General features: G+C 61.1%; 26 protein-coding genes. 15 read left to right on the top strand and 11 right to left on the bottom strand.

Features of this window, described 5'->3' with window-relative positions:
- Positions 1-53 precede the first annotated feature (53 nt).
- The 3 genes from KDB76_RS04340 to KDB76_RS04350 are packed head-to-tail and all read right to left on the bottom strand — an operon-like array spanning position 54 to position 3,211.
- Complete coding sequence (locus tag KDB76_RS04340; protein WP_013970902.1) at positions 54-1,364, bottom strand: ATP-grasp domain-containing protein; 1,311 nt, start codon at positions 1,362-1,364, stop codon at positions 54-56.
- A gap of 12 nt (positions 1,365-1,376) precedes the next feature.
- A complete protein-coding gene (locus tag KDB76_RS04345; protein ID WP_024086260.1) occupies positions 1,377-1,994 on the bottom strand; it encodes a CDP-alcohol phosphatidyltransferase family protein in 618 nt (205 codons plus the stop codon).
- Positions 1,995-2,017: 23 nt separating this feature from the next.
- On the bottom strand, positions 2,018-3,211 hold the full coding sequence (locus KDB76_RS04350) for a hypothetical protein (protein WP_024086261.1): 1,194 nt from the start codon (positions 3,209-3,211) through the stop codon (positions 2,018-2,020).
- Positions 3,212-4,018: 807 nt separating this feature from the next.
- On the opposite strand from KDB76_RS04350, the gene hemA reads away from it, so the two are divergent.
- From hemA to KDB76_RS04380, 6 genes are all read left to right on the top strand, one after another.
- Positions 4,019-5,296, top strand: a complete 1,278-nt coding sequence (gene hemA, locus KDB76_RS04355; protein ID WP_013970908.1) for a glutamyl-tRNA reductase — start codon at positions 4,019-4,021, stop codon at positions 5,294-5,296.
- Positions 5,293-6,375 carry a peptide chain release factor 1 gene (gene prfA, locus KDB76_RS04360; protein WP_013970909.1) on the top strand — a complete coding sequence of 361 codons (1,083 nt, stop codon included), beginning with the start codon at positions 5,293-5,295 and terminating at the stop codon, positions 6,373-6,375. Before hemA ends, prfA begins: the two co-directional genes overlap by 4 nt.
- A complete protein-coding gene (gene prmC / locus KDB76_RS04365) occupies positions 6,375-7,205 on the top strand; it encodes a peptide chain release factor N(5)-glutamine methyltransferase (protein ID WP_013970910.1) in 831 nt (276 codons plus the stop codon). The genes prfA and prmC overlap by 1 nt, the downstream gene beginning before the upstream one ends.
- Positions 7,199-7,954 (top strand): molybdopterin-synthase adenylyltransferase MoeB, encoded by a 756-nt coding sequence (locus tag KDB76_RS04370; protein ID WP_013970911.1) that lies wholly within the window; start codon positions 7,199-7,201, stop codon positions 7,952-7,954. Before prmC ends, KDB76_RS04370 begins: the two co-directional genes overlap by 7 nt.
- Positions 7,947-8,744 (top strand): glutamate racemase, encoded by a 798-nt coding sequence (gene murI, locus KDB76_RS04375; RefSeq protein ID WP_024086262.1) that lies wholly within the window; start codon positions 7,947-7,949, stop codon positions 8,742-8,744. The genes KDB76_RS04370 and murI overlap by 8 nt, the downstream gene beginning before the upstream one ends.
- A 101-nt stretch (positions 8,745-8,845) precedes the next feature.
- A complete protein-coding gene (locus KDB76_RS04380; protein WP_024086263.1) occupies positions 8,846-9,364 on the top strand; it encodes an acyloxyacyl hydrolase in 519 nt (172 codons plus the stop codon).
- Positions 9,365-9,487: 123 nt separating this feature from the next.
- Here the strand turns inward: KDB76_RS04380 and KDB76_RS04385 are convergent, their stop codons facing one another.
- The 5 genes from KDB76_RS04385 to KDB76_RS04405 all read right to left on the bottom strand — a co-directional run bounded on the left by KDB76_RS04385 (position 9,488) and on the right by KDB76_RS04405 (position 14,560).
- A complete protein-coding gene (locus KDB76_RS04385; protein WP_038408692.1) occupies positions 9,488-10,186 on the bottom strand; it encodes an SDR family NAD(P)-dependent oxidoreductase in 699 nt (232 codons plus the stop codon).
- Positions 10,183-11,625, bottom strand: a complete 1,443-nt coding sequence (phrB, locus tag KDB76_RS04390; RefSeq protein WP_038408694.1) for a deoxyribodipyrimidine photo-lyase — start codon at positions 11,623-11,625, stop codon at positions 10,183-10,185. The genes KDB76_RS04385 and phrB overlap by 4 nt, the downstream gene beginning before the upstream one ends.
- Positions 11,616-12,515, bottom strand: a complete 900-nt coding sequence (locus tag KDB76_RS04395) for a MerR family transcriptional regulator (RefSeq protein WP_015268948.1) — start codon at positions 12,513-12,515, stop codon at positions 11,616-11,618. The genes phrB and KDB76_RS04395 overlap by 10 nt, the downstream gene beginning before the upstream one ends.
- Positions 12,505-13,473, bottom strand: coding sequence for a DUF523 and DUF1722 domain-containing protein (locus tag KDB76_RS04400; protein ID WP_038408696.1), 969 nt, complete (start codon positions 13,471-13,473; stop codon positions 12,505-12,507). The genes KDB76_RS04395 and KDB76_RS04400 overlap by 11 nt, the downstream gene beginning before the upstream one ends.
- A gap of 100 nt (positions 13,474-13,573) precedes the next feature.
- A complete protein-coding gene (locus KDB76_RS04405; protein WP_038408698.1) occupies positions 13,574-14,560 on the bottom strand; it encodes an NAD(P)/FAD-dependent oxidoreductase in 987 nt (328 codons plus the stop codon).
- Between the two features lie 187 nt (positions 14,561-14,747).
- Between KDB76_RS04405 and KDB76_RS04410 the strand changes: the two genes are divergently transcribed.
- From KDB76_RS04410 to KDB76_RS04420, 4 genes are all read left to right on the top strand, one after another.
- On the top strand, positions 14,748-15,653 hold the full coding sequence (locus KDB76_RS04410; RefSeq protein WP_038408700.1) for a TIGR01777 family oxidoreductase: 906 nt from the start codon (positions 14,748-14,750) through the stop codon (positions 15,651-15,653).
- A gap of 13 nt (positions 15,654-15,666) precedes the next feature.
- Complete coding sequence (hemH, locus tag KDB76_RS04415; protein ID WP_038408702.1) at positions 15,667-16,680, top strand: ferrochelatase; 1,014 nt, start codon at positions 15,667-15,669, stop codon at positions 16,678-16,680.
- Between the two features lie 103 nt (positions 16,681-16,783).
- On the top strand, positions 16,784-17,092 hold the full coding sequence (locus tag KDB76_RS29645; protein WP_024086157.1) for a transposase: 309 nt from the start codon (positions 16,784-16,786) through the stop codon (positions 17,090-17,092).
- A gap of 8 nt (positions 17,093-17,100) precedes the next feature.
- Entirely contained in the window at positions 17,101-17,931 is an 831-nt protein-coding gene (locus KDB76_RS04420) for an IS3 family transposase (RefSeq protein WP_230491506.1), read from the top strand.
- 135 nt (positions 17,932-18,066) lie between these two features.
- Here KDB76_RS04420 and KDB76_RS04425 read toward each other — a convergent pair whose 3' ends face one another.
- Both KDB76_RS04425 and upp read right to left on the bottom strand, forming a co-directional pair.
- Entirely contained in the window at positions 18,067-19,335 is a 1,269-nt protein-coding gene (locus KDB76_RS04425; RefSeq protein ID WP_047594600.1) for a uracil-xanthine permease family protein, read from the bottom strand.
- A gap of 2 nt (positions 19,336-19,337) precedes the next feature.
- Entirely contained in the window at positions 19,338-19,976 is a 639-nt protein-coding gene (gene upp / locus KDB76_RS04430; RefSeq protein ID WP_011532223.1) for a uracil phosphoribosyltransferase, read from the bottom strand.
- Between the two features lie 161 nt (positions 19,977-20,137).
- Here upp and KDB76_RS04435 point away from each other — a divergent pair, with 161 nt between their 5' ends.
- The 5 genes from KDB76_RS04435 (at position 20,138) to KDB76_RS04455 (ending at position 23,322) form a co-directional block, all read left to right on the top strand.
- Positions 20,138-20,695 carry a hypoxanthine-guanine phosphoribosyltransferase gene (locus KDB76_RS04435; protein ID WP_013970923.1) on the top strand — a complete coding sequence of 186 codons (558 nt, stop codon included), beginning with the start codon at positions 20,138-20,140 and terminating at the stop codon, positions 20,693-20,695.
- A 2-nt stretch (positions 20,696-20,697) separates the two neighbouring features.
- On the top strand, positions 20,698-21,171 hold the full coding sequence (locus tag KDB76_RS04440) for a WbuC family cupin fold metalloprotein (protein WP_024086265.1): 474 nt from the start codon (positions 20,698-20,700) through the stop codon (positions 21,169-21,171).
- Positions 21,172-21,413: 242 nt separating this feature from the next.
- Positions 21,414-22,361, top strand: a complete 948-nt coding sequence (locus KDB76_RS04445) for an IS110 family transposase (protein ID WP_038408539.1) — start codon at positions 21,414-21,416, stop codon at positions 22,359-22,361.
- Between the two features lie 131 nt (positions 22,362-22,492).
- On the top strand, positions 22,493-22,963 hold the full coding sequence (locus tag KDB76_RS04450) for a hypothetical protein (protein WP_013970925.1): 471 nt from the start codon (positions 22,493-22,495) through the stop codon (positions 22,961-22,963).
- A gap of 68 nt (positions 22,964-23,031) precedes the next feature.
- Positions 23,032-23,322: a PA4642 family protein gene (locus tag KDB76_RS04455; protein WP_015268954.1), complete on the top strand. Its 291-nt coding sequence runs from the start codon at positions 23,032-23,034 to the stop codon at positions 23,320-23,322.
- 179 nt (positions 23,323-23,501) lie between these two features.
- Here KDB76_RS04455 and mqo read toward each other — a convergent pair whose 3' ends face one another.
- Positions 23,502-25,010 carry a malate dehydrogenase (quinone) gene (mqo, locus tag KDB76_RS04460; RefSeq protein WP_023662527.1) on the bottom strand — a complete coding sequence of 503 codons (1,509 nt, stop codon included), beginning with the start codon at positions 25,008-25,010 and terminating at the stop codon, positions 23,502-23,504.
- Positions 25,011-25,077: the final 67 nt, after the last annotated feature.

The following is a 25,077-nucleotide window of genomic DNA, read 5'->3' on the forward strand; positions in this document are numbered from 1 at the left end:
TTCCCTAATCAGTCCAATCAGTCCTTCGCAGGGGCTGTAAGTTTGTGTCAGGTTTAAGCCAACTCGGCGCCGGTATAAGTCGCGAGTTCAAGGCCGTAAAGTGAGGACAGCTCGCGCAGGAAGCGATTGCCCTTTTTCGCCGCAGCGTAGGGACAGTCGTCCTCAACGATGACGTGGCCAATTGTGCCGATGTTGCCGCTATAGACGTTTACCGCCTGGCCAGGCGCAACGTGGGCGGTGCAAAACCGGATGTTGTACTTGTCCAGTAATGGCTGTAGGGAGTCGGGGGTGTAGTCGTTGGCGATATGACCGCCATTGCGGGAGGCGACAGTTACGACGCTACCTGCGCGCTGAAGCACTGAGTCGTCAATTAGAATGGGCTCGCCTAGGTGCAGACGGACTAGCAGTTCGAACGGGTCGATGCCGGTCAGCATCCGGTACATCTGCGGCGCTACGCTACCCATCATGCGTGCGTTGATCTCCACTAGACAGGGCCCTTTGGCATCGCGCAACAGTTCAACATGATAAAGGCCAACATCCAGCCCCAGAGCGCTGAACACTGCCTGCACATATGCTTTGATCTCGTCGCGCTGTGCTGCGTCAAGGCCTGACGGCATGGTCGCGGTCATTTCTAATATTTCGCTATGGTCGGCGCGGAAACGGATGGTGGTCGCAAAGCAGGAGACCTTGGCGTCTTGGACGATGACTTCCGCTGAATGCAATGTACCGTTGATGTATTGCTCGACCAGATAGTCGCGGCTTACCAAGTGGTCGATCATAGGATCAGCACCCTTGCGACTCTGGCGCAGCTCGGCGAGAAAGGCGTCAACGTCGGCCTGGCTATGGCAAATGGCGGAAAACTGCTTGGCGAATCCTCGGGTCGGCTTGACAACGAATGGCAGCGACAAACTCGGAACGACCCCGTTGATCAGTTGCTCCTCGCTCAGTACTTCAAAATCAGGAGAGCGTAGTCCGTGTGCCCGCAGCGTTTCGCGCAATCGACTCTTGTATACCGCCCCGCACAGAGCTTCGTACCTCGGGTAGAGGGTGCCGATACGCTGGGCCTCACGCGCCACCGGTACTATGGCTGCTTCAGAGGTAGAGATGAGGGCGTCAATAGGACGCTCCGCGTGCAGGTTGGCCAACAACTGGCTGAGTTCGCCGTCTTCCAGATTATCGATACGCAAATAAGTATCCACATATCGCAGGTAAGGCTCGAGACGGGAGGTGTCGTCCTTGATCGAGATCGTCAGGAACGAGGCGTCGCGCTGATGAATGAAGGTGACATGGCAGCCAAGCCGTTTGGCTGCCTCAAAAGCCAGCAGGCCGCTTACGGTGCTGTCGACGAAAACCACGTGTTTCATTGGAACCTCGGATTACCAGGGATGAAAGTAAATGGTGCTGAGCCCGAACAGCATTGCGAAGCAAGCGACCGTCGAAGGTGCGCCATACTTGGGAATTCTCAAGCTGGTGACCTGGAGGATGCCGACCAGGGCCACCAGGCCGACGATCACACCGGCACCGTAATGCCCGGCCGATAGCCCCATCAGCGCCAGCGCAAAGACAAATCCTGAATATGTGGTGGGTAGCCCCTGATATCCCTCGCCAGCCGATGTGCTGGGCATGCCAAACAGCGATAGCCGCAAAATGGCTGTGAAAACCAGAGTTGCTGCGGCCAGCGTGGCCGAAAGAGACTGGTCGAGGATTAGGATGACAAGGGCTGGCGTGATGCTGAAATTGAGCAAGTCGGCAAAACTGTCTAGATGCTTGCCGAAGGCCCGTTGCGCGTTGTTCGCCGCCAGGTAGCGTCGGGCGATGTGGCCGTCAAGGAAATCGAGCATCGCGGCCAGGCAAATCACCGTTGCCGCCAGAATGAACCGTCTTTGCAACGCAAAATAAACAGTACCGAAGGCCAAACCGATATTGAACATTGTTAATATGTTCGCCAAATCCAAAAGACGGACGAACGGAAATACACGCGCTAATGTGGGCATATTGTTCTCCTTGAAGAAACTATTTAGACAGGTTGTTTTCCCTTGATCGCAACTGTCTTTCGAAGGGCGTTGGTTACGACGAAATAGAAAGCAACGAAGATAACGCTCGTGCTGAACAGGCCTGCATACTTAACCAGAATTGAACCGACGAAGATGGTAATTATCATGCCTAAGTACACCCCAGCATACTGGACAGATGCCATCAACGGCATGGCACTGGTAGGTGTGCTCCTGACAAGATCGGCTTGCAACTTGAAAAATGTCAGTTCGAAAAAGAATATGTAGAAAAAATACGCGATGTAACTGGACTGAATATCATGGCCGAACGCTGCGAGCATCATGAACAGGCCGCTGGCTACAGCCATCGGCATAGGTAGCGGTCGCAAATTACACTTGCCCAAACGATAGAACAGTACTGCGCCCACCAAAGCTGCCAAACTATTGACGGCCTGCAACAAGCCGATATACACCTCTCCCAAGCCCAGCACATGGGCCGGTAACAGCACCCTGGACACATTGAAGAAACCCTGAAAAACGCTGACGAAGACGATGAACTGATAGAGGCTGAGGCGTAGCGCGGGATACTCCTGCAAAAGCGAACCAAGGGCAGTCAATAGTCTTGGTGCGACCTGCACGGTGATCGGAGGCTTTGTTGGCGCAGGTAGTAGATAGGCCGCCAAAGCCGCGATGGAAAAAAGACTGACAGTAATGAGCAGGGCTAACCCAGGCGTCATGTTGGCTTTGAACAGTACCAGACTGATGCCTGCCAGGCCGCCGGCAATGAATTGTGCGGTGAGTGTCAGAGGCACTGAGCTGGCGATTTGCGCACTCGGGAAATAACACTTGATGGCAACAATACGCCCTACCCGTTGCAGCGCATCCAGGGCGCCAATGACTACCGCGCCTAACACGGCGACTTCCACATGATGTGGCAGGATCTTGTAGGTGACCGCCGCGCAGCCCAGCGACAGCAAGTTGGCACTCCACAGCAAGGTGCGTGGCGCTAGATAGTCAGCCAGACGGTAGATAGGAGCGACAAAAATTACCGGCAGAACCATTGGCGCAAACAGCACTACTTGGGAAAGTATTAGGCTGGCAGTATTAGCATAAATGTAGTAGGAAAGATAAATATAACTCAGCGTAGAGGCCGAAATGGCACACAAGTTAACGCCCCAAAGGAGCACTGAGTGCCTACGAGATGCTGCAAATTCTTCCATTGCTCGCGCCTATTATATAGCTTCCTGCCATGCATGAAGCATACCCTGCATAGAAAATCATTTTTAAGATAGGTTAAACAAGAATTTAAAAAATGCTTGTTTTGGGTGCGTCACCAGGTAAATGTGCATCATTGCAGTCCGTCAATATCTTTACTAATCCTCACCAACATAGCTTCTAGTCATCAGCAAAATTAGTAGATAGAAATAAACCGACTGACTGATAAAGCCATGCTATCCCACTCGTATCGCTGTCTCGGTGAGGAATATCGATGTAGCGGCGTCAAGACTAGGTGCGGAAGGAGGGTAGGGCAACAGCTGGGCATGTATTTGGGAAATGGACTACAAGACTGTGGATAAGTCTTATGGACATATGTCAAAGAGTCTTCTCGACCCGGTCGGCGTAGTTGGCTAGGGCGATGTCGAGCCGATGGCTCTGGCTTTTGCTGTGACTGTTGCTTCTAAGAGCGCGGTAGATCAGGTGCTGCAGATTGCGACTTCAGGAGGCCGAGCGTAGGGCTTGCTCCCGGGAGGACTGCGCAGCAGGCCTCATCCTGGGGCCCAGCGCTTGACGGGCATCCATGCCCGTCACCTCCATGCGCAAGGCCTGCGTTCGGCCTCCTGAAGTCGCGAAGATCAAGATCAGGATCAAAAGCCAGATCAAAAGCCGGCAAGACCTGAAAACACCGCTAGGGCAGGCTACGAAAAGGCGATAGCCGCACGACTATCAGCGCAATAGCGAACGGTGGTTGTCCTGAAACCTGCGAAAGAGGACAATTATCGGCTTCCCGTCACAACCAGCGACCTTGCATGGCCTTTCTTGCACTTGGTATCAACCATAAGACTGCCTCGGTAGACGTACGCGAGCGCGTGGCGTTTACCCCAGAGCAGCTGGTAGACGCCCTGCAGCAGCTCTGCCGGCTGACATCCAGCCGCGAAGCGGCGATTCTGTCGACCTGCAACCGTAGCGAGCTCTATATCGAGCAGGACCACCTGTCCGCCGATGCCGTGCTGCAATGGCTCGCCGACTACCACCGCCTCAGCCTGGACGAGCTGCGCGCCAGCGCCTACGTGCACGAAGAGCACGAGGCGGTGAAGCACATGATGCGGGTGGCCTCCGGCCTGGACTCGCTGGTGCTCGGCGAACCGCAGATCCTCGGCCAGATGAAGTCCGCCTATGCCGTGGCGCGTGAGGCCGGCACCGTCGGCCCGCTGCTCGGGCGCCTGTTCCAGGCCACCTTCAGTGCCGCCAAGCAGGTGCGCACCGACACTGCCATCGGCGAAAACCCGGTGTCGGTGGCGTTTGCCGCGGTCAGCCTGGCCAAGCAGATCTTCAGCGACCTGGGCCGCAGCCAGGCCCTGCTGATCGGTGCCGGCGAAACCATCACCCTGGTCGCCCGCCACCTGCATGAGCAGGGCGTGCGCCGCATCGTCGTGGCCAACCGTACCCTTGAGCGGGCCAGCATCCTGGCCGAACAGTTCGGTGCGCACGCCGTTCTGCTGGCCGACATCCCTCAGGAGCTGGCCAACAGCGACATCGTCATCAGCTCCACCGCCAGCCAGTTGCCGATCCTTGGCAAGGGTGCGGTCGAGAGCGCGCTGAAGCAGCGCCGGCACAAGCCGATTTTCATGGTCGACATTGCCGTACCGCGCGATATCGAAACCGAAGTCGGCGAACTGGATGACGTCTACCTGTACACTGTCGATGACCTGCACGACGTTGTGGCAGAAAACCTCAAAAGTCGCCAGGGCGCGGCCCAGGCCGCCGAAGAGCTGGTGTCGGTGGGGGCAGAGGACTTCATGCTGCGCCTGCGCGAGCTGGCCGCGGTGGATGTGCTCAAGGCCTATCGCCAGCAATGCGAGCGCCTGCGCGACGAAGAACTGCAAAAGGCCCAGCGGCTGCTGGCCAACGGCGGCAACCCCGAAGACGTACTGGCCCAACTGGCCCGGGGGCTGACCAACAAACTCCTGCACGCGCCCAGCGTGCAATTGAAAAGGCTCTCGGCCGAGGGCCGCCTCGATGCGCTGGCCATGGCCCAGGAACTCTTTGCCCTCAACGAGGGCTCGACGGACAAATCCCCGCAATGAAAGCGTCGCTGCTGAACAAACTGGAAATCCTCCAGGACCGCTTCGAAGAACTCACCGCTCTGCTTGGTGATGCCGAGGTCATTTCCGACCAGACGCGCTTTCGCGCCTATTCCCGTGAATACGCCGAAGTCGAGCCGGTCTACGCTGCTTATAAAGAGTGGCGCAAAGTCCAGGACGACCTCGAAGGTGCCCAGGCGCTGCTCAAGGACAGTGACCCGGACCTGCGCGAAATGGCCGTGGAAGAAGTGCGTGAAGCCAAGGAACAACTGCTGACGCTGGAGTCGCAGCTGCAACGCATGCTGTTGCCCAAGGACCCCAACGACGGCCGCAACGTGTTCCTCGAAATCCGCGCCGGCACCGGTGGCGACGAGGCGGCGATCTTCTCCGGCGACCTGTTCCGCATGTATTCGCGCTACGCCGAAAAGCGTGGCTGGCGCCTGGAAATCCTCTCGGAGAACGAAGGCGAGCACGGCGGCTACAAGGAAATCATCGCCCGCGTCGAGGGTGAGAGCGTGTACGGCAAGCTCAAGTTCGAGTCCGGCGCACACCGCGTACAGCGCGTGCCCGAAACCGAATCCCAGGGCCGTATCCACACCTCCGCGTGTACCGTGGCGGTACTGCCCGAGCCGGACGAACAGGCGGCCATCGAGATCAACCCGGCCGACCTGCGCGTGGACACCTACCGCGCATCCGGTGCCGGCGGCCAGCACGTCAACAAGACCGACTCGGCGATCCGTATCACCCACTTGCCCACCGGTATCGTGGTCGAGTGCCAGGAAGAGCGCTCGCAGCACAAGAACCGTGCCCGTGCCATGTCCTGGCTGTCGGCCAAGCTCAACGACATGCAGACCAGCGCCGCGCAGAATGCCATCGCCACCGAGCGCAAGCTGCTGGTCGGCTCGGGTGACCGTTCCGAGCGCATCCGTACGTACAATTATCCACAGGGGCGGGTGACCGATCACCGTATCAACCTGACCCTGTACTCGCTGGACGATATCCTCGCCGGCGGGGTGGAGGCGGTGATCGAACCGCTGCTGGCCGAATACCAGGCCGATCAACTGGCCGCTCTGGGGGACTGATGACCATCATCGCCAGCCTGCTGCGCAACGCGCAGTTGCCAGAGTCGCCTACCGAGCGGCTGGATGCCGAGTTGCTGTTGGCCGCGGCCATCGGCAAATCGCGCAGCTACCTGCACACCTGGCCCGAGCGAATCGTCAGCAGCGAAGATGCCGAGACCTATGCTGGCTACCTGCAGCGCCGCCGTGGCGGCGAACCGGTCGCCTACATTCTCGGGCTGCAGGGCTTCTGGAAGATCGATCTGGAAGTGGCACCGCATACCCTGATCCCGCGGCCGGATACCGAGCTGCTGGTCGAAGCTGCCCTTGAACTGCAACCCGCCACGCCGGCCAAGGTCCTTGACCTGGGCACCGGCACCGGCGCGATTGCCTTGGCCCTGGCCAGCGATCGCCCGGCCTGGCAGGTGACCGCAGTGGACCGCGTGGAGGAGGCTGCAGCCCTGGCTGAGCGCAACCGCCAGCGGCTGGGCCTGGCAAACGCCCAGGTACGGCTCAGCCACTGGTTCGACAGTCTGGCCGGCGAGCGTTTCGACCTGATTGTCAGCAACCCGCCCTACATCGCTGCCGCAGACCCGCATTTGGTCGCCGGTGATGTACGCTTCGAGCCCAGCAGTGCGCTGGTGGCCGGTGCCGATGGCCTGGACGATCTGCGCGTGATAGCTGCCCAGGCGCCCGCGCACCTGGTACCGGGTGGCTGGTTACTGCTGGAACACGGCTACGATCAGGCAGCGGCGGTGCGCGCCTTGCTGGCTGAACAAGGCTTCATCGAGGTCGCCAGCCGCACGGACCTGGGCGGCCATGAACGCATTACCCTGGGGCGCCTGCCATGCTGAGTGATCAGGAACTGCTGCGTTACAGCCGGCAGGTTTTGCTGGCCCAGATCGACATCGACGGCCAGTTGCGGCTCAAGCAGAGCAAGGCGCTGATCGTCGGGCTCGGCGGCCTTGGCTCGCCCGTCGCCTTGTACCTGGCCGCCGCCGGGGTCGGTGAGCTGCACCTGGCGGACTTTGACACCGTCGACCTGACCAACCTGCAACGCCAGGTGATCCACGACAGTGCGAGCGTGGGCATGAGCAAGGTCGATTCGGCCCTGCAGCGCCTGCAGGCAATCAACCCGGAAATCAGCCTGGTTGCCCATCGCCAGGCTCTGGACGAGGACTCGCTGGCGGCCGCTGTGGCAGCGGTCGACCTGGTGCTGGACTGCTCTGACAATTTCGGTACCCGCGAGGCGGTCAACGCTGCCTGCGTCGCGGCTGGCAAGCCGCTGGTCAGCGGTGCGGCGATCCGCCTGGAAGGACAGTTGTCGGTATTCGACCCACGGCGTGACTACAGCCCTTGCTACCACTGCCTGTATGGCCATGGCAGCGAAGCCGAACTGACCTGCAGCGAAGCCGGCGTGATCGGCCCATTGGTGGGCCTGGTAGGCAGCCTGCAGGCGCTGGAGGCGATGAAGCTGCTGGCCGGGTTCGGCGAGCCGCTGGTCGGCCGCCTGCTGTTGATCGATGCTCTCGGCACTCGTATCCGCGAATTGCGGGTCAAGCGCGACCCGGCTTGTGCGGTCTGTGGTAAGCGCGATGGCTGAGCGATCGGCGCCGGTCGGCGTGATGGACTCCGGGGTTGGCGGCTTGTCGGTACTCGCCGAGATCCAGCGCCTGCTGCCCAACGAGACGCTACTGTACGTGGGCGATTGCGGCCACATACCCTACGGCGAGAAGTCGCCGGACTATATCCGTGAGCGTCTCCGGCGCATTGCTGCGTTCTTCCATGAACAGGGCGCCAAGGCCATGGTACTGGCCTGCAATACCGCCACGGTGGCGGCGGTGGCCGACCTGCGCGAGTTGTACCCGAACTGGCCGCTGGTGGGCATGGAGCCGGCGGTGAAGCCCGCTGCCGCCGCTACGCGCTCTGGCGTGGTCGGTGTGCTGGCCACTACCGGTACCCTGCAGAGTGCCAAGTTCGCTGCCTTGCTCGATCGTTTTGCCAATGACGTACAGGTCATCACCCAACCTTGCCCGGGCCTGGTCGATCTGATCGAGACCGGTGACCTGGCCAGCCCGACGCTGCGCCAGTTGCTGCAAGGTTATGTGCAGCCGTTGCTGGCCGCTGGCTGTGACACGTTGATTCTCGGTTGCACCCATTACCCCTTCCTGCGCCCGTTGCTGGCCGGCATGGTGCCAGCCGACGTCGCCATCATCGATACCGGTGCTGCAGTGGCACGCCAACTGCAGCGGCTGCTGGGCGCGGATGACCTGTTGGCCGATGGGCCGGCCAGGGATACCCGCTTCTGGACCAGTGCCGATCCGCAATATCTCAGAAAGATCCTGCCTTTGCTGTGGCATAAGTCGGACAGTGTGCAAAGCTTTTCATTGTGAAAAAAACGTGAAAAGAAGCTGAACTATCGTACCGCTGCCGTTTTCTACCGCCTTGCCTGAAATGAGGCGGATACCAATAACAGCAAAGAAGGATGTTGCTCATGAAGAAGCTGCTCGGCTTGGCGGCGGCTGCCGTCTTCACCCTGGGGCACTCACTGTCGGCGCAGGCTACCGACGTTTCGTTTTCGGTGGGGCAGACCGGTGACTCGACCATGGTCTACCGGTTGGGGCTGCAATCGAATTGGGAAGCGAGCTGGTGGCAGACCAGCGTCGGGCGCCTGACGGGGTATTGGGATGGGGCCTACACCTATTGGGATGGTGACGAGACCGCGAGCAACCATAGCCTGTCGTTCGCGCCGGTGTTCGTCTACGAGTTTGCCGGGGAGTCGGTGAAGCCTTATATAGAGGCTGGGATTGGCGTGGCGGCATTCTCCAGCACCGAGCTGGAAGACAACGAGCTGGGCTCGGCATTCCAGTTCGAGGACCGCATCGGCTTTGGATTGCGCTTTGCCGGTGGGCATGAGATTGGCGTGCGGGCGATTCACTATTCCAACGCGGGCATCAAGCAGCCCAACGATGGGGTGGAGAGCTATAGCCTGCATTACCGCATGGCGCTCTGACCTCTCCTGTGCGGGCCTCTTCGCGGGTGAACCCGCTCCCATAGCACCCCCTGTATCTTGAGTGCAGTGGTGTACCTGTGGGAGCGGGTTTACCCGCGAACAAAGCAGTGCCGATGCCAGGCTCTAGCGCGTCAACGGCCACAGGCCATTGAGATCCAAGGCCTCCAGCACAAGCTCGGGCTCCCTCTGCGGCCACCGCCGCAGCAGTTCTTCTGCCGCATCCTGCGGCGTCCATGCCTCCGGTAGCGCCTGCGCCGGTGTCACGGGGTTCTTCAGCGACTGCGGCCCCACCACGGTCAGCTCAACCCCCTGCGCCTTCAACGCCTGACGCTGCTCGCGCATCCATTGCGGCATGTTGTTCCAGCCCGCAGGCACCTGCGTCGGTGCATGCAACTGCAGCGCCGAATAACGGTTGAACACCGCCATCACCTGCGGCGAGTCACCCTTCGCCAACAACGGCAGCGCACTGGCCAGGCAATGCTCGCCGGCCAACTGGTTGTCCGTGACGATCGCCTCGAACAGCTCGCTGTCCGCCACATCGTCCGCCAGGTAATCGCTGGTACCGGCGTTGATGATCAAGCCATCCAGCGTGCACCAGGCATGGCAGATCTGCTGGCTGGCCTGGGCCGCCTGATGTTCTTCGTGCAACTGCCACGGCAAGCGCAACAGCTGGCTGCCATAGCGTGCACCCAAGGCATCCAGTGCCTCGCCATGCTTCGCGCTTGCAGCTACCCGGTGTCCTTGCCCGAGCAGCCCCTCCACTAAAGCCAGGCCAAGTCCATTGCCTGCTCCCGTCACCCAGATACTGCGTGCGTTGTTCAAGATGCTGCCCTCTGATCCTGCCGGCGCGGGAGGTTCTTGAATGCCTCCAGTGCGCGCTGACGACTGCTGTCGAGATCGACAATTGGACTGTGGTAGGAATATCTAGCAAAAAGATCGGCCGACTTCACGGGGAAATGAATGGCTTTTTCATCTACCCCCTGCAATTCCGGCAGCCAGTGCCGAATGAAACGCCCTTGCGGGTCGAATCGCTGCGACTGTGAAACCGGGTTGAAGATGCGGAAATAGGGCACTGCGTCGGTGCCAGTGGACGCGCTCCACTGCCAACCGCCGTTGTTGGCGGCCAGGTCGCCGTCTATCAAGTGGCGCATGAAATGCCGCTCGCCCTTGCGCCAGTCGATCAGCAGGTTCTTGCTGAGGAACATGGCCACGATCATGCGCAGGCGGTTGTGCATCCACCCGGTGTGCAACAGTTGGCGCATGGCGGCGTCGATGATCGGGAAGCCGGTTCGGCCCTGTTCCCATGCTTCGAGGTCGGCCGGTGCATCGCGCCAGGGCAGGGCTTCGGTCTGGGCGCGGAAGGCTCGGTGACGCGAGACCTGTGGATAACCGGTCAGGATGTGTTTGTAGAATTCGCGCCAGAGCAGCTCGTTGATCCAGGTTTGCACGCCGCTGCTGCCGCTGTCGAACTCGCCGCGGTTGCTGGCCAGGGCACCGTGCAGGCACTGGCGTGGCGAGATCATGCCGGCGGCCAGATAGGCGGAGAGCTGGCTGGTACCGGGCTTGGCAGGCAAGTCACGCAGCTGTTGGTAATCGTCGATGGTTTCATCGAGAAAACGGGTCAGCCGCGCCTTCGCTTCGGCTTCGCCGGCCGGCCAGTGGTCGCGCAGTGCCTGCGCGGGTTTTTCGAAGCCGTCCACGTGCTGTGGGATCGGGTCGCTGCTGACATGCAGCGGTGCCTGGCGTTTTATCTGGCGGGCCAGGGCAGGGAGGCTGCGGTGCAGGTGCTCCAGGCAGCTCTTCTTGAACTGGCTGAACACCTGGAAGTAGTCGCCGCTGCGGGTAAGGATGGTGCCAGGGCGGAACAACAGCTGGTCGAGGTGGCTGTGGGCCTGGATGGACGACTTTTCCAGCAGCGCGCGGGTGGCGTCGTCGCGACGTTGCTCGTTGATGCCGTACTCCTCGTTCCAGTGCACGCTTTGCACCTGATGTTGGCGGCAGACGTCGAGTACGGCCTGTGGCGCCTGGTCCCAGGTGTCGATCTTGCGGATCAGCAGGGGGATGTTCAAGCGCTCCAGCGACTGGCGCAGGTCGCGCAGGCTGCGCAGCCAGAAGTCGACCTTGCAGGCGGCGTCGTCGTGGGCCAGCCATTGCCCGGGGCTGACCAGCCACAGTGCGAGGGTCGGGCCGCGTTCGCTGGCGGCGGCTAGCGCGGTGTTGTCATCGATGCGCAGGTCGCTGCGCAGCCAGGTCAGGTGCATGGTGCGGTCATCTCTCCAGGCTGGCGGTCATGGGCTTGCAGCAAACGCAATGCCGCCTGCGGGGTATCGAACAGGGCAAGATTGGGCAGCCCCAAGGCACGCAGCCGGGTTTCATGCAGCGCCAGCGTCGGCCCGCCAGCCAGGGTCGGCACGGGCAGGTTGGACAGGGTACGGTGCAACGCCTTGTCATCGATGCGTGGCCCCAGGTGCAGGAGCACGGCGCGTGGCTTGAGCATGGTGGCTGCGCGTTGCAGGTGCGCGCCAGCAATGGTGTGCTCCAGCACTTCGACCGGCAGGCCGTTGCTGGTGAACAGCCAGGCGCACAACCACAAACCGGGGCTGAAAGTGTGTTCGCTGTCTTCGGCCAGCAAGATGGCAGGCCCATGCAGCAACTGGTTGTCGTGGTAGACCCTGGCGCCCAGCTTGCTGCGCAACCAGCTGTGGAAAAACACCTGTTCCAGCCGTGCGTTGAAATAGTTGCGCCAGCGCAGGTCGAGGAGGTCGAGCAGCGGCAACAGCAATTGCTCGCACAGAGTGACGGCCGGGTACAGGGCCATCGCCTGGTTGAGCTGCTGGTCAAGGGCGCGCTGCGACAGCGTGGCGATGGCCTCGATCAGTTGGAACTGCCGGGCTTGCCAGTCGCCTTTCGGCGGCGTGCTAGCCGGTTTGTCGAGCAGCTCGCGTACCTGGCCGACGGAGGCGCCGCGCTGCAGCCAGGCAAGGATCGCTTCTACTCGTTCGACCTGCTCCAGCGGATACAGGCGATGGCCCTTGGCGGTACGCTGGGGCTTGAGCAGGCCGTAGCGGCGCTCCCAGGCTCGCAGGGTGACGGGATTGACGCCCGTGCGGCGAGCCAGTTCGCCGATGGGCAACAGGATCTCAGACGGCATTGCGCAGGCCCAGGCTCTCGGGGTGCGGCTGAAGGTAGGCCTGCTGCTGCAGATACGGATCGGGATGCTTGCGCAAATGGTGCTTGAGCAGGGTTAGCGGCACTACCAGCGGCACCACGCCTTGCTGGTATTGGCCGATAATGGCCTGCAGCTCGGCTTTGTCCTGCCGTGTGAGGATGTCCTTGAAGTAGCCGCTCAGATGCTGCAGCACGTTGCAATGAGTGCCGCGGCTGGCACAGCGGCGCAGAGCCTGCATCAGCTGGCTGAAGTAGCGCGGGCCGATGCTTTGCGGGTCATCGTCCTTGCTCATGCTGCCGAGCAGGCGCCCGAGGCTGCGGTAGGCCTGCGGGTTGTTGGCCATCAACAGGTACTTGTAGCGTGAGTGGAATCGCACCAGAGCGCCACGGCTCAGGCCTTCGGCCAGCAGGCGTTGCCAGTCGGCGTACGCGTACACGCGGCTGATGAAGTTCTCGCGTAGCACGGGGTCGTGCAGGCGGCCTTCTTCTTCCACCGGCAGGTCCGGCCGCCGTGCGCAGAACGCCTGCGCATACACTCCCCGCCCACCGTGGAAGGCAGGGTGGCCATTGTCTTGGTATACCTTGACCCGCTCCAGGCCACAGGAAGGCGATTTCTGCATGAAGATGTAGCCACAGATATCATCGAGTTCCGCCGCCATTTGCTCGCCATAGCTGCGCAGCGGCCCGGTCAGGTCCATGCCGGGGTTGCGGGTGCCTACCACTTCCGGCTGCTCGGGGTCGCCGACCAGGCGGATCGGGTCGCGCGGCACGCCCAGGCCGATGGCCACCTCCGGGCACACCGGCAACCAGTCGAAATGTTCCTCGAGTTGCATACGGCACAGGTCGGAGGCCTTGTGGCCGCCGTTATAGCGCACGCTGTGCCCGGTCAGGCAGGCGCTGATGGCGATACGCGGCTTGCTGTGGGCGGATGAGTCGTGCATGGGCTGCCTCCAAAAACCTGTACGAGACAAAATAGTTGTACAGGTTCATTCCAGCACAGCCCGGAAGTTATGCAAACAGTTTTTTTTGTATAACCCTACATCACTCGAGATGTTCGAGCAGTCGACGCGCCGCTTCCTGGCCACTGAGCCAGGCGCCCTCGACACGGCCGGACAGGCACCAGTCGCCGCAGGCGTATAGGCCCTGGTCAGCATCGGCCAGTGCGCCCCATTCATGGTTGCTGCTCGGACGGGCATAAAGCCAGCGGTGGGCCAAGGCAAAAGTAGGTGCTGGCACCACGCAGCCGACCAGTTCGGCGAATTCGCCCCACAGCTGTTCGATCACTTCCTCCTTGGGCAGGTCGATGTGTTGTCGGCTCCAGTCCGATGTGGCGTGCAGTACCCAGGTGTCGAGTTGCTCGTCACGCCCGGGCTTGCTGCGGTTGCGCGCCAGCCAGTCGAGCGAGTTGTCCTGCACGAAGCAGCCTTGCATCGGGGTATCCAGCGGTGTCTGGAAGGCCAGGGCGACGGCCCAGGTGGGCTCCATCTGCACACCGGCGGCCACGGCAGCGAGCTTCGGGGTAGCGGCCAGCAGCGGCGTGGCCTGTGGCGCCGGCACGGCGATCACCACGCGGCTGTAGGGGCCGTGGCTGCAGCCTTCGGTGTCCTGCAGGTGCCAGTACTGCTTGCCGCGGAACACTTCGGCGATGCGGCAGCCGAAGTTGACCGTCACGTCCTTGAGCAGGCCGCGGGTGATTGCACTCATGCGCGGCACGCCCACCCAGCGCGTCTGCTCGTCGGGGGAGGGGCTGAGTTCACCATCGCGGTAGTTGTACAGCTGTGGCTTCCATTGCGCGGCCCAACCGGCGGCAACCCATTGCTGTACCTGCTCGACGAAGCGGCGGTCACGGGCCGTGAAGTATTGGGCGCCGAGGTCCAGCGCGCCAGCTTCGCTGCGCTTGCTGGCCATGCGCCCGCCACTGCCGTGGCCCTTGTCGAACAAATGCACGGATTGCCCGGCCTTCTGCAGGGCCTGGGCGGCTGACAGGCCGGCGATACCGGCCCCGATGATGGCGATAGGTACTGTCATGATGGCCTCTTCAAACCTTGCTGTAAGCAGACTACGCTGTCAGGCAAACCTGTACAATGCTCAAATGTTGTATAAGGTTATTCCGTGTTGGCAGGCAGGTTGGCCTATGTTTATCCGAGAGCGTCGGGTCAAAAAAGTGCCTTGATGTTAAAAATAGACCACCGCCGCATTCTGCGAGGACACAGCCATGCATATATTGCTGACAGGCGGCACCGGGTTGATTGGCAAGCACCTGTGCCAGTACTGGCTCGGCCAGGGTCATCGCCTGACGGTGTGGAGTCGGCGGCCTGAACAGGTGCCGAAAATTTGTGGGACCGGCGTGCGTGGCATCGCCCGCCTGGAACAACTGGAGGCGGATGTTCAGCTGGACGCAGTGATCAACCTGGCCGGCGCGCCGATTGCCGATCGGCCCTGGACGGCGACCCGGCGCAACCTGCTGTGGGCCAGCCGCGTCACCCTCACCGAGCAGTTACTGGCCTGGTTGGGCAGCCGCGAACAGCGCCCGGAAGTGTTGATTTCCGGCTCTGCGGTGGGCTGGTATGGAGACGGTGGCGAACGCGAGCTGACCGAGGCTTCACCGCCGGTGCGCGAAGATTTCGCCAGCCAACTGTGCATTGCCTGGGAAGAGACAGCGATGCGTTCGCAGGCTCAGGGCATTCGCGTGGTGCTGGTGCGTACCGGGTTGGTGCTGGCCAGTGACGGCGGCTTTTTGTCGCGCCTGCGCCTGCCCTTCAAACTGGGGCTGGGCGGGCCTTTGGGTGACGGGCGGCAGTGGATGCCTTGGGTCCATATAGACGACCAGGTCGCCCTGATTGATTTTCTCTTGCAGCACAAGGATGCCAGCGGTCCTTATAATGCCTGCGCCCCGGAGCCGGTGCGCAACCGCGAGTTCGCCAGGCGCCTGGGCCGCGCCTTGCACCGGCCGGCGCTGCTGCCAGTGCCGGCACTGCTGCTCAAGGCGGGGCTGGGTGAGCTGTCGACCCTGCTACTCGGCGGCCAGCGCGCCCGCCCGGCACGCTTGCTGGCGGCAGGCTTCACCTTCCGCTTCAACGATCTGCAATCGGCTCTGGACAACCTGTCCAGCTGCCTCTGACATAGGACGCTGCATGACCGATCACGCCCTGCTGCTGGTCAACCTGGGTTCCCCGGCCTCCACCTCGGTGGCCGATGTGCGCCGCTACCTCAACCAGTTCCTCATGGACCCGTATGTGATCGACCTGCCCTGGCCGGTACGGCGCCTGCTGGTGTCGCTGATCCTGATCAAGCGCCCGGAGCAGTCGGCGCACGCCTATGGCTCGATCTGGTGGGAAGAGGGCTCGCCGCTGGTAGTGCTGACCCGTCGCCTGCAGGCGGCGATGGTCGAGCACTGGCCCCATGGCCCGGTGGAGATTGCCATGCGCTATGGCCAGCCGGCCTTGCCCGAGGTGCTGGAGCGCCTGGTGGCCCAGGGTGTGCGCAAGGTGACCCTGGCGCCGCTGTATCCACAGTTCGCTGACAGCACGGTGACCACTGTGGTGGAACTGGCCAGGCAGACGGTCAGTGAACGCCAGTTGCCGTTGCAACTTCGCGTGCTGCAGCCATTCTACGAGCACCCGGACTACATCGAGGCATTGGTCGCCAGCGCCCGGCCTTACCTGGAGCAGGATTACGATCACCTGTTGCTGAGCTTCCATGGTTTGCCGGAGCGCCACTTGAAGAAGCTGGACCCTACCGGCAAGCATGACTTCCAGGCGGCCGATTGCTGCAAGGATGCCAGTGCCGACATGCGCGCGGTGTGCTACCGCGGGCAGTGCCTGGCAACGGCCAGGGCCTTTGCGCAGAAGATGGGCATACCCGATGGCAAATGGTCGGTGTCGTTCCAGTCACGACTGGGGCGGGCCAAGTGGATCGAACCCTATACCGAGGCGCGGCTGGACGAGCTGGCCAAGGCTGGGGTGAAGAAGCTGCTGGTAATGTGCCCGGCGTTCGTGGCCGATTGCATCGAGACCCTGGAAGAGATCGGCATGCGCGGGAGCGAGCAGTTTGTCGAGGCCGGCGGGCAGGAGCTGGTGCTGGTGCCTTGCCTGAATGATCACCCGGAGTGGGTGAAGGCGCTGGCGGGGATGTGCGAAAAAGCCTGAGTCCAAGGTTGCCTGTTCTGGCCTCTTCGCGGGTAAACTGAACTGGCCTAATGATCCCGGACACCTCTTAAGGGCGATATGATTCGCCCAATCAGGAGGTTCCATGCAAGAACGAAAGACCTACACCCGCGAGTTCAAGCAACGTGCTGCCAGCATGGTCCTTGATGACCACTGCTCGATTCCCGACGTCTGCGCCTCAATGGACGTCGGCCCTACAGCCCTGCGCCGCTGGGTTGATCAGGTGCGTAAAGAGCGACACAAGGGCCAGCCAGTAGCCGGTACCAAAGCGATCAGCGACGAACAGCGCGAGCTCCAGCAGCTGCGAGCCAAGATCAAGCGCCTGGAGACCGAGGCTGAAATCTTAAAAAAGGCTACGGCTCTCTTGATGTCGGATCCCGATCGTTTTTCCTGATTGAGGAACTGAGAGAGTCAGGCTCGTATCCGACCAGCCTTCTTTGCAGTGCGCTGAGCGTATCCCGTAGCGCGTTTTATGACTGGCTTCGCCGTCGTTCAACACCGAATACCAAGCGTGACGAACTCAGAGAGAAAGTAGTTCAGCTGCACGTCGAAAGCAGGGGAAGCGCGGGCGCGAGAATGATCTCTGAGTACCTGAAGGCCCAGCAGCTCAAGGTGGGACGGTATCTGGCCGGAAAACTCATGGAGGAGGCAAATCTGGAAAGCAAGCAGCGTCGTCCTCATCGGAATCGCTCCAAAGGTGTTGAAGCGTTTGTGGCCAAGAACCTGCTCGAACGCAACTTTGAGCCAACAGCAATTAACCAGGTCTGGTGCGGTGACGTGACCAGTTTGATGGTCGGGAAGCGCTGGTATCACCTGGCAGTAGTGATTGACTTGTTTGCGCGTCGGATCGTTGGCTGGGCGTTTTCCCTGATCAACGACGCCAACTTGGTTAGCAAGGCACTGAGGATGGCAGTAGGGGTTAGGGGCAAGCATACAGGCTTGATGTTTCACTCGGATCAAGGCTGCCAATACACCAGCCAGCGCTTCCAGTCCGAGCTGCTTGAGCATGGCATAACGCAGAGCATGAGTCGCAGGGGACAATGCTGGGACAACGCACCAACAGAGCGTTTCTTTGGAACGCTCAAGTCAGAATGGGTGCCGCCCAAGGGCTACAAGGAAATTGAAGAAGCCAAGCAGGACATGACCAGCTTCTTCATGCGATACAACCGAATCAGGCTCCACAGCTACAACGACTACCTGTCACCAATAGCTATGGAGCAGCAGGCGGCTTGATCACCGTAACCGGTGTCCGGAAATACTTGACCAGAACAAACCCGCTCCCACAGGTTTTGCACAAGGCCTGAGGGCAGCGGGGTACCTGTGGGAGCGGGTTTACCCGCGAAGTGGCCGGGTCAGGCTAAAGCCGAATCAAGGCAACTGATCCTTCTTGTGCTTCCAGCCATCATTGCCCGGCAAGATCAGGTTCAGGGCGATAGCCACGATGGCGCACAGGGCGATGCCCTTCAGGCCCCAGTCATCCGGGCCATCACCACTGCCGATCAGTACGCCGCCGATACCGAACACCAGTGTCACCGACACGATCACCAGGTTGCGCGCTTCAGCCAGGTCGATCTTGTGGCGGATCATGGTGTTCATGCCCACCGCCGCGATCGAGCCGAACAGCAGGCACAGGATGCCACCCATCACCGGTACCGGGATGCTTTGCAGCAATGCGCCGAACTTGCCGATGAAGGCGAGGGTGATAGCGAAAATCGCCGCCCAGGTCATGATCTTCGGGTTGTAGTTCTTGGTCAGCATCACCGCGCCGGTAACTTCGGCATAGGTGGTGTTGGGCGGGCCGCCGAACAGGCCGGCTGCGGTGGTGGCCAGGCCGTCACCCAGCAGGGTGCGGTGCAGGCCGGGCTTCTTCAGGTAGTCGCGGCCGGTCACGCTGCCGACCGCGATCACCCCGCCGATGTGCTCGATCGCCGGTGCCAGGGCAACCGGGACGATGAACAGGATGGCCTGCCAGTTGAATGCTGGCGCGGTGAAGTTGGGCAGCTCCAGCCACGGCGCGGCGGCGATCTTGGCAGTGTCGACCACGCCAAAGGCGAACGACAGGGCAAAGCCTACGAACACGCCGGCAATGATCGGCACCAGACGGAAGATGCCCTTGCCGAACACGGCAACGATCAGCGTTGTCAGCAGGGCCGGCATCGAGATCATCATGGCGGTCTTGTACGGTAGCAGCACGCTGCCGTCACCGGCCTTGCCCATCGCCATGTTGGCGGCGATCGGCGCCATGGCCAGGCCGATGGAGATGATCACCGGGCCGATCACCACCGGCGGCAGCATGCGGTCGATGAAGCCAGTGCCTTTGATTTTTACCATCAGGCCCATGAAGGTGTACACGAAACCTGCGGCCATCACGCCGCCCATGGTCTCGGCCAGGCCGAACTGGCCCTTGGCGAGGATGATCGGGGTGATGAAAGCAAAGCTCGAGGCCAGGAACACGGGTACCTGGCGGCCGGTGACCAGCTGGAACAGCAGGGTGCCGATGCCGGCAGTGAACAGCGCTACGTTCGGATCGAGGCCGGTGATCAGTGGCATCAGCACCAGCGCGCCAAATGCCACGAAGAGCATCTGCGCGCCCGAAACGACCTGGCGCCAGAGCGGGTCGTTGAAGCCGTCCTGCATGGTCAGGCGTCCTTTTGCTTGGTGCCGAAGATCTTGTCACCGGCATCGCCCAGGCCCGGCACGATGTAGCCGTGTTCGTTCAGGCGCTGGTCGATCGAGGCGGTGTAGATCTGCACGTCCGGGTGGGCTTTTTCCACCACTTCGATGCCTTCTGGCGCAGCGACCAAAACCATGGCGCGGATCTCTTTGCAGCCGGCCTTTTTCAGCAGGTCGATGGTGGCGACCATCGAACCGCCGGTGGCCAGCATCGGGTCGATGATCAGGGCCAGGCGCTGGTTGATGTCCGGCGCGAGCTTTTCCAGGTAGGTGTGGGCTTCGAGGGTTTCCTCGTTGCGGGCAACGCCGACGGCGCTGACCTTGGCGCCCGGGATCAGGCTGAGCACGCCGTCGAGCATGCCGATGCCGGCTCGCAGGATCGGTACCACGGTAATCTTCTTGCCGGCGATTTTTTCAACTTGCACCTTGCCGCACCAGCCGTCGATCTCGTAGGTTTCGAGCGGCAGGTCCTGGGTGGCTTCGTAGGTCAGGAGCGCGCCGACTTCCTGGGCAAGTTCGCGAAAATTCTTGGTGCTGATATCGGCACGGCGCATCAGGCCGAGCTTGTGGCGGATCAGCGGATGGCGGATCTCACGAGTGGGCATAGGGGGGCTCCGAAAGGCGGGCAAAAAAACCGCGCTAGATTAATCTATTCAGCCTGTGCTGTCGTCTGGTCATTCTGGACGTTAGTCCATAAATGCTTGATCTGTGACGAGCGGATGCGTACCTTTGCCCGCTTTTCCAAAATGCACCCCCGGAGAGCGCCATGTCCGCCGATCTCGAGCATATCCGTCAAGTCATGCGTGAAGCTGACTGCCTGTACACCGAAGCCGAAGTCGAAGCGGCCATCGCCAAAGTCGGCGAGCAGATCTGCAAGGACCTGCACGACAAGAACCCGGTGGTTTTCTGCGTGATGAACGGCGGCCTGATCTTCTCGGGCAAACTGCTGACCCACCTGCAGTTCCCACTGGAAGCCAGCTACCTGCACGCTACCCGCTACCGCAACCAGACCAGCGGCGGCGAGCTGTTCTGGAAGGCCAAGCCCGAAGTGTCGTTCATCGACCGTGACGTACTGATCGTCGATGACATCCTCGACGAAGGCCACACCCTCAGCGCCATCATCGAGTTCTGCAAGCATGCTGGTGCGCGCTCGGTGCACACCGCGGTACTGATCGACAAGGAACATGACCGCAAGGCCAGCCCGGAACTCAAGGCCAACTACGTGGGCTTGCCCTGCGTCGACCGCTATATCTTCGGTTACGGCATGGACTACAAAGGCTACTGGCGCAACGCCAACGGCATCTTCGCCGTAAAGGGGCTGTGATCATGCGCCAGCCTGCGTTCATCGACCAATCGCTGTTCGCCGGGCTGGCCGCAAAGGCTGCAGCCAACCCGCGCGGGCGGCAACATCACAATTTCCATGAGATGGAAGAGCCTTGCCACCGCATGGCAGTCGGGCTGCAACCGAGCACCTATATCCCGCCGCATCGGCACCTGAGCGATGACAAAGCCGAAACGCTGGTCGTGCTCAAGGGTTGCCTGGGCCTGCTGCTCTTCAACGAGCAGGGGGCGGTGACCGACAAGCGAGTGCTGCAGGCGGGCGGGGATTGCCTGGGTGTGGACCTGGCGCCTGGTATTTACCATGGGCTTGTGGTGCTGAAGCCGGACAGCATCCTGTTCGAGTGCAAGGCCGGACCGTATCGGCCGGTGGGTGAAGGCGAACATGCGCACTGGGCGCCGCGCGAAGGAGAAGAGGGCGTGGACGAGTACCAGGCCTGGATGCGCGCGCAGTTCGATTGATGTTGCCTGCACCGGCCCCATCGCAGGCAAGCCAGCTTGTATGGTTAGACTTGAAGGGAGGAGGAGGGACAAAGCCAGCTTCTGACTGTTAGCGCAGTACAGACCGTGGGAGATCTCGCCCCTCCTCCCTTTTCACCCAAGCGCCGATAAAGAATGCTTCCGGGCTCAGACCGACGAAAGACACAAGCCAGCGCCTCTGGGTGACCCTTCAAGTGCTTCAACACTATCGAGGAGAGTTGCTCATGGCAATGGTGGTTGCTGATTCAAAGCGGCTGATTGGCGTGGATGTGGCCAAAGCGGAACTGGTCATCTGGGACGATGAATCAGCAGAGCTCATAGCAATCCCCAATACCAAAGCAGCTATTAAGAAATGGCTCAAAGGCCTCTCGGGTGCGATGTCCGTGGCCATCGAGGCGACCAACATCTATCACGTTCTGTTTACGGATCTGGCCTTTGAGTTTGGGCATACGATCTACGTGGTAGATGGTTACGCCCTGAGCCATTACCGCAAAGGCGTCAACGTACGCGCTAAGACAGATGCAATTGATGCCCAGCTGTTGGCCCGCTATCTGAAGAACGAAGGACAGGACCTTACGCCTTGGGCGCCGCCACCGGCTATCTATCGACAACTTCTGAGCCTGTTTCGGCGACGTGCGGGACTGGTCCAGGCACGAACCAGCCTGTCTCAGGGATGGGCTAATGAACCGCTACTTAGAGCCGCCTTCAAGACACATCTGCGTGCGATGCAGCGGCTTGAGCTGCTGGTGGAGAAGATGATCAAGGGTCTGCTGGAAAAGGCCGGACTGATGCCTCAGGTAAAGCGCTGCATGAAGGTCGAGGGGATTGGTTTTCTAACGGCTGCACGCCTGACTGCGACGTTTCAGCGTGGCAACTTCAGCGGGGGTGATGCGTTTATCGCCTTTTTGGGTATGGATCTGAGGATTGCGCAGTCGGGGCAGAAAAAAGGGCAATCCAAGCTCACGAAGCGAGGAGACCCCGAAGCTCGACGCCTCCTTCACAACGCAGCCATGTCGGCATGCCGCACGGCAGTATGGAAATCGTACTACGAAGAGCGCCTGGCACGTGGTTTTAGCACGACAGCATCGCTTGTCATGCTCGCACGCAAATTGGCGCGAGTAGTATTTGCCCTACTGAAAAGCGGAGATGAGTATCGGTCAAAAGCCGCTTAAAAAACTTCCCTAAAACCATAGAATCTCCCACATGGATAGCGCGGTACCTGTGGGCGCTGGCTTGCCGGCGATAGGGCCGGTACAGCCCAGACACAGCATGCTAGAGTGCTCTTTCATTCAAGGAGCCTCACATGCGTGCGTTTCTTCCCCTCCTGCTGGCGGTCAGCCTGCCACTCGCCGCCGCACCGCTACACAGCCAGTTCCTGCCACCAGACGACCAGTCCCTGCGCCAGGAAGCGCCGACCGGCCAGCAATTGCTGCAAGTGACCGACTACTCGGTGGTAGTGGGTACCCAACGCCAATCCGACCAGCAGCCGATCCCGATCACCTCGTCGTTGCAGGTGCGCCTCAAGGGCAAGCCGCTGAGCAAGGGCGCAACCATCGCCCAGGTACTGCTGACCTTTGACGGTGAAGCGGCCAAGAGCCTGAAGAAACCCGTATACGATGAGAAAACCCGCACCCTGAGCCTGAATTATCCGCTCAGCGACTACCGCGTGATCATGGACCTGCTGCGCAACGAGACGCTGTATGTGCAGTTCCTCACCTACGGCAACGGCCACGTCTGGGCCGACCTGCACACCGGTACCGTACGTACGCGTTGAGGCGCCCGGCCTGCGGGGGGTACACTGCCGGCCTTCGAAATTTCGTGATGGTCCAGTTGGAGTCGGCAATGCGTAAAGACAAGAAACAGGTAATCGGTGACGAGATCAGCGACGACTACATCAAGTCGTTCCTCCAGTTCGAGCCGGCCGATGGCGTGACCTCGCCGTCGCTGCACAAGCTGGTCAAGGCCTACCGCGGCCTGCGCATCGACGATTTCGAGCGTTTTGTCGGCTTCTTCGTCGAGGCTGGGCTGGACCTGGATGGCAAGGACGAGCACGGCAAGACCTTTGTCGAGCAGATTGCCGACCAGCGCAATGCGTCGGATTACATCGAGATCATCGCCAAGGCCCGTGGCTGATTTGTAAACCTGCTCCGGCCCTTTCGCGGGTAAACCCGCTCCCACAGGTACAGCACAGCCCTTAGTTGTGGTGCGGTCTTTGTGGGAGCGGGTTCACCCGCGAAAGGGCCGGAGCAGGCTTACAAAGATCCAGGCACAAAAAAACGCCCCGAGGGGCGTTTTTTTCGTTACCGGCCGAATCAGGCGTAATGCTTGGCCGCCGGGCTGCTTTCCACCAGGTCCAGCGCCACGTCGTTGTCGGCACTGATCTTGTGGTACAGGGCAGCATCGGTCGCCAGGATCTTCTCGCGAGCCGGGAAGATTTCCTTGAGCTTGGCAGCCCAGGCACCTTTGGCCTGCTCGGGGAAGCAGCGCTCGATCAGTTCCAGCATGATCGAAACGGTCACCGAAGCGCCCGGCGATGCGCCGAGCAGTGCAGCCAGGCTGCCGTCCTGGGCTGAGACCAGCTCGGTACCGAACTGCAGCACGCCGCCTTTTTTCGGGTCTTTCTTGATGATCTGCACGCGCTGACCGGCTACTTCCAGGCGCCAGTCTTCGGCCTTGGCCTGCGGGTAGAAGCGACGCAGGGCTTCCAGGCGCTGCTCCATCGACTGCATCACTTCGCTGACCAGGTACTTGGTCAGGTCCATGTTGTCACGGGCCACGGCCAGCATCGGGCCGATGTTGCCCATGCGTACCGACAGCGGCAGGTCCATCAGCGAACCGTGCTTCAGGAACTTGGTGGTGAAGCCGGCATATGGACCGAACAGCAGCGATTTCTTGCCATCGACCACGCGGGTATCCAGGTGCGGTACCGACATCGGCGGGGCGCCGACCGCGGCCTGGCTGTAGACCTTGGCCTGGTGCTGCTTGACGATTTCCGGGTTGTCGCAACGCAGCCACTGGCCGCTGACCGGGAAGCCGCCGAAACCTTTGCTTTCCGGAATGCCCGACAGCTGCAGCAGCGGCAGGGCCGCGCCACCGGCGCCGAGGAAGACGAAGCGGGCGTCCACTTCACGGCTACCGCCGCTGTTGACGTCCTTGATGCTCACGGTCCAGCCCTTGCCGTTACGGCGCAGGCCAACGACCTTCTTGCTGTACTTGACCTGGGCGTCCTGCGAGTCGCCCAGCAGCTTCAGCAGCTTGTTGGTCAGGGCGCCGAAGTTGACGTCGGTGCCCTTGAGCACGCGGGTGGCGGCGATGTGCTGGTCGGCTGGGCGGCCTGGCATCATCAGCGGCATCCAGTCCTTCATCACGGCCTTGTCTTCGGTGTATTCCATGTCCGCAAAGGCATGGTGCTGCTTGAGCAGCTCATAGCGCTTCTTGAGGAAGGAAACACCCTTGTCACCCTCGACGTAGCTCAGGTGCGGGACAGGGTTGATGAAGGCACGTGCCGAGCCGAAGTTGCCCTTCTTGCTCAGGTAGGCCCAGAACTGGCGCGAAACCTCGAACTGGGTGTTGATGTGCACGGCCTTCTTGATGTCGATGCTGCCATCGGCGGCCTGGGGCGTGTAGTTAAGCTCGCACAGGCCGGCGTGGCCGGTGCCTGCGTTGTTCCAGGGGTTGGAGCTTTCCGCGGCTCCGGAGTCCATCGCCTCCACGACCTCAAGCTTCAGGGTCGGGTCGAGCTCCTTGAGCAGTACGGCCAGGGTGGCACTCATGATGCCTGCGCCTACCAGTACCACATCAACCGATTCGTTCTGCGCCATTTAACGCGTCTCCACAATCTACAGCTACCTAATTGACAGCATAGGACCTGGGTTCGCCAGGGTCGCC

The organism is Pseudomonas sp. JS425, assembly GCF_018223845.1.
Taxonomy (GTDB): domain Bacteria; phylum Pseudomonadota; class Gammaproteobacteria; order Pseudomonadales; family Pseudomonadaceae; genus Aquipseudomonas; species Aquipseudomonas asiatica.

Excerpts from the sequence above, each read along its gene's own strand:
- KDB76_RS04340 (WP_013970902.1), bottom strand. The coding sequence starts at position 1,364 with ATGAAACACGTGGTTTTCGTCGACAGCACCGTAAGCGGCCTGCTGGCT.
- KDB76_RS04345 (WP_024086260.1), bottom strand. The coding sequence starts at position 1,994 with ATGCCCACATTAGCGCGTGTATTTCCGTTCGTCCGTCTTTTGGATTTG.
- KDB76_RS04350 (WP_024086261.1), bottom strand. The coding sequence starts at position 3,211 with ATGGAAGAATTTGCAGCATCTCGTAGGCACTCAGTGCTCCTTTGGGGC.
- hemA (WP_013970908.1), top strand. The coding sequence starts at position 4,019 with ATGGCCTTTCTTGCACTTGGTATCAACCATAAGACTGCCTCGGTAGAC.
- prfA (WP_013970909.1), top strand. The coding sequence starts at position 5,293 with ATGAAAGCGTCGCTGCTGAACAAACTGGAAATCCTCCAGGACCGCTTC.
- prmC (WP_013970910.1), top strand. The coding sequence starts at position 6,375 with ATGACCATCATCGCCAGCCTGCTGCGCAACGCGCAGTTGCCAGAGTCG.
- KDB76_RS04370 (WP_013970911.1), top strand. The coding sequence starts at position 7,199 with ATGCTGAGTGATCAGGAACTGCTGCGTTACAGCCGGCAGGTTTTGCTG.
- murI (WP_024086262.1), top strand. The coding sequence starts at position 7,947 with ATGGCTGAGCGATCGGCGCCGGTCGGCGTGATGGACTCCGGGGTTGGC.
- KDB76_RS04380 (WP_024086263.1), top strand. The coding sequence starts at position 8,846 with ATGAAGAAGCTGCTCGGCTTGGCGGCGGCTGCCGTCTTCACCCTGGGG.
- phrB (WP_038408694.1), bottom strand. The coding sequence starts at position 11,625 with ATGCACCTGACCTGGCTGCGCAGCGACCTGCGCATCGATGACAACACC.
- KDB76_RS04395 (WP_015268948.1), bottom strand. The coding sequence starts at position 12,515 with ATGCCGTCTGAGATCCTGTTGCCCATCGGCGAACTGGCTCGCCGCACG.
- KDB76_RS04400 (WP_038408696.1), bottom strand. The coding sequence starts at position 13,473 with ATGCACGACTCATCCGCCCACAGCAAGCCGCGTATCGCCATCAGCGCC.
- KDB76_RS04405 (WP_038408698.1), bottom strand. The coding sequence starts at position 14,560 with ATGACAGTACCTATCGCCATCATCGGGGCCGGTATCGCCGGCCTGTCA.
- KDB76_RS04410 (WP_038408700.1), top strand. The coding sequence starts at position 14,748 with ATGCATATATTGCTGACAGGCGGCACCGGGTTGATTGGCAAGCACCTG.
- hemH (WP_038408702.1), top strand. The coding sequence starts at position 15,667 with ATGACCGATCACGCCCTGCTGCTGGTCAACCTGGGTTCCCCGGCCTCC.
- KDB76_RS29645 (WP_024086157.1), top strand. The coding sequence starts at position 16,784 with ATGCAAGAACGAAAGACCTACACCCGCGAGTTCAAGCAACGTGCTGCC.
- KDB76_RS04425 (WP_047594600.1), bottom strand. The coding sequence starts at position 19,335 with ATGCAGGACGGCTTCAACGACCCGCTCTGGCGCCAGGTCGTTTCGGGC.
- upp (WP_011532223.1), bottom strand. The coding sequence starts at position 19,976 with ATGCCCACTCGTGAGATCCGCCATCCGCTGATCCGCCACAAGCTCGGC.
- KDB76_RS04435 (WP_013970923.1), top strand. The coding sequence starts at position 20,138 with ATGTCCGCCGATCTCGAGCATATCCGTCAAGTCATGCGTGAAGCTGAC.
- KDB76_RS04440 (WP_024086265.1), top strand. The coding sequence starts at position 20,698 with ATGCGCCAGCCTGCGTTCATCGACCAATCGCTGTTCGCCGGGCTGGCC.
- KDB76_RS04445 (WP_038408539.1), top strand. The coding sequence starts at position 21,414 with ATGGCAATGGTGGTTGCTGATTCAAAGCGGCTGATTGGCGTGGATGTG.
- KDB76_RS04450 (WP_013970925.1), top strand. The coding sequence starts at position 22,493 with ATGCGTGCGTTTCTTCCCCTCCTGCTGGCGGTCAGCCTGCCACTCGCC.
- KDB76_RS04455 (WP_015268954.1), top strand. The coding sequence starts at position 23,032 with ATGCGTAAAGACAAGAAACAGGTAATCGGTGACGAGATCAGCGACGAC.
- mqo (WP_023662527.1), bottom strand. The coding sequence starts at position 25,010 with ATGGCGCAGAACGAATCGGTTGATGTGGTACTGGTAGGCGCAGGCATC.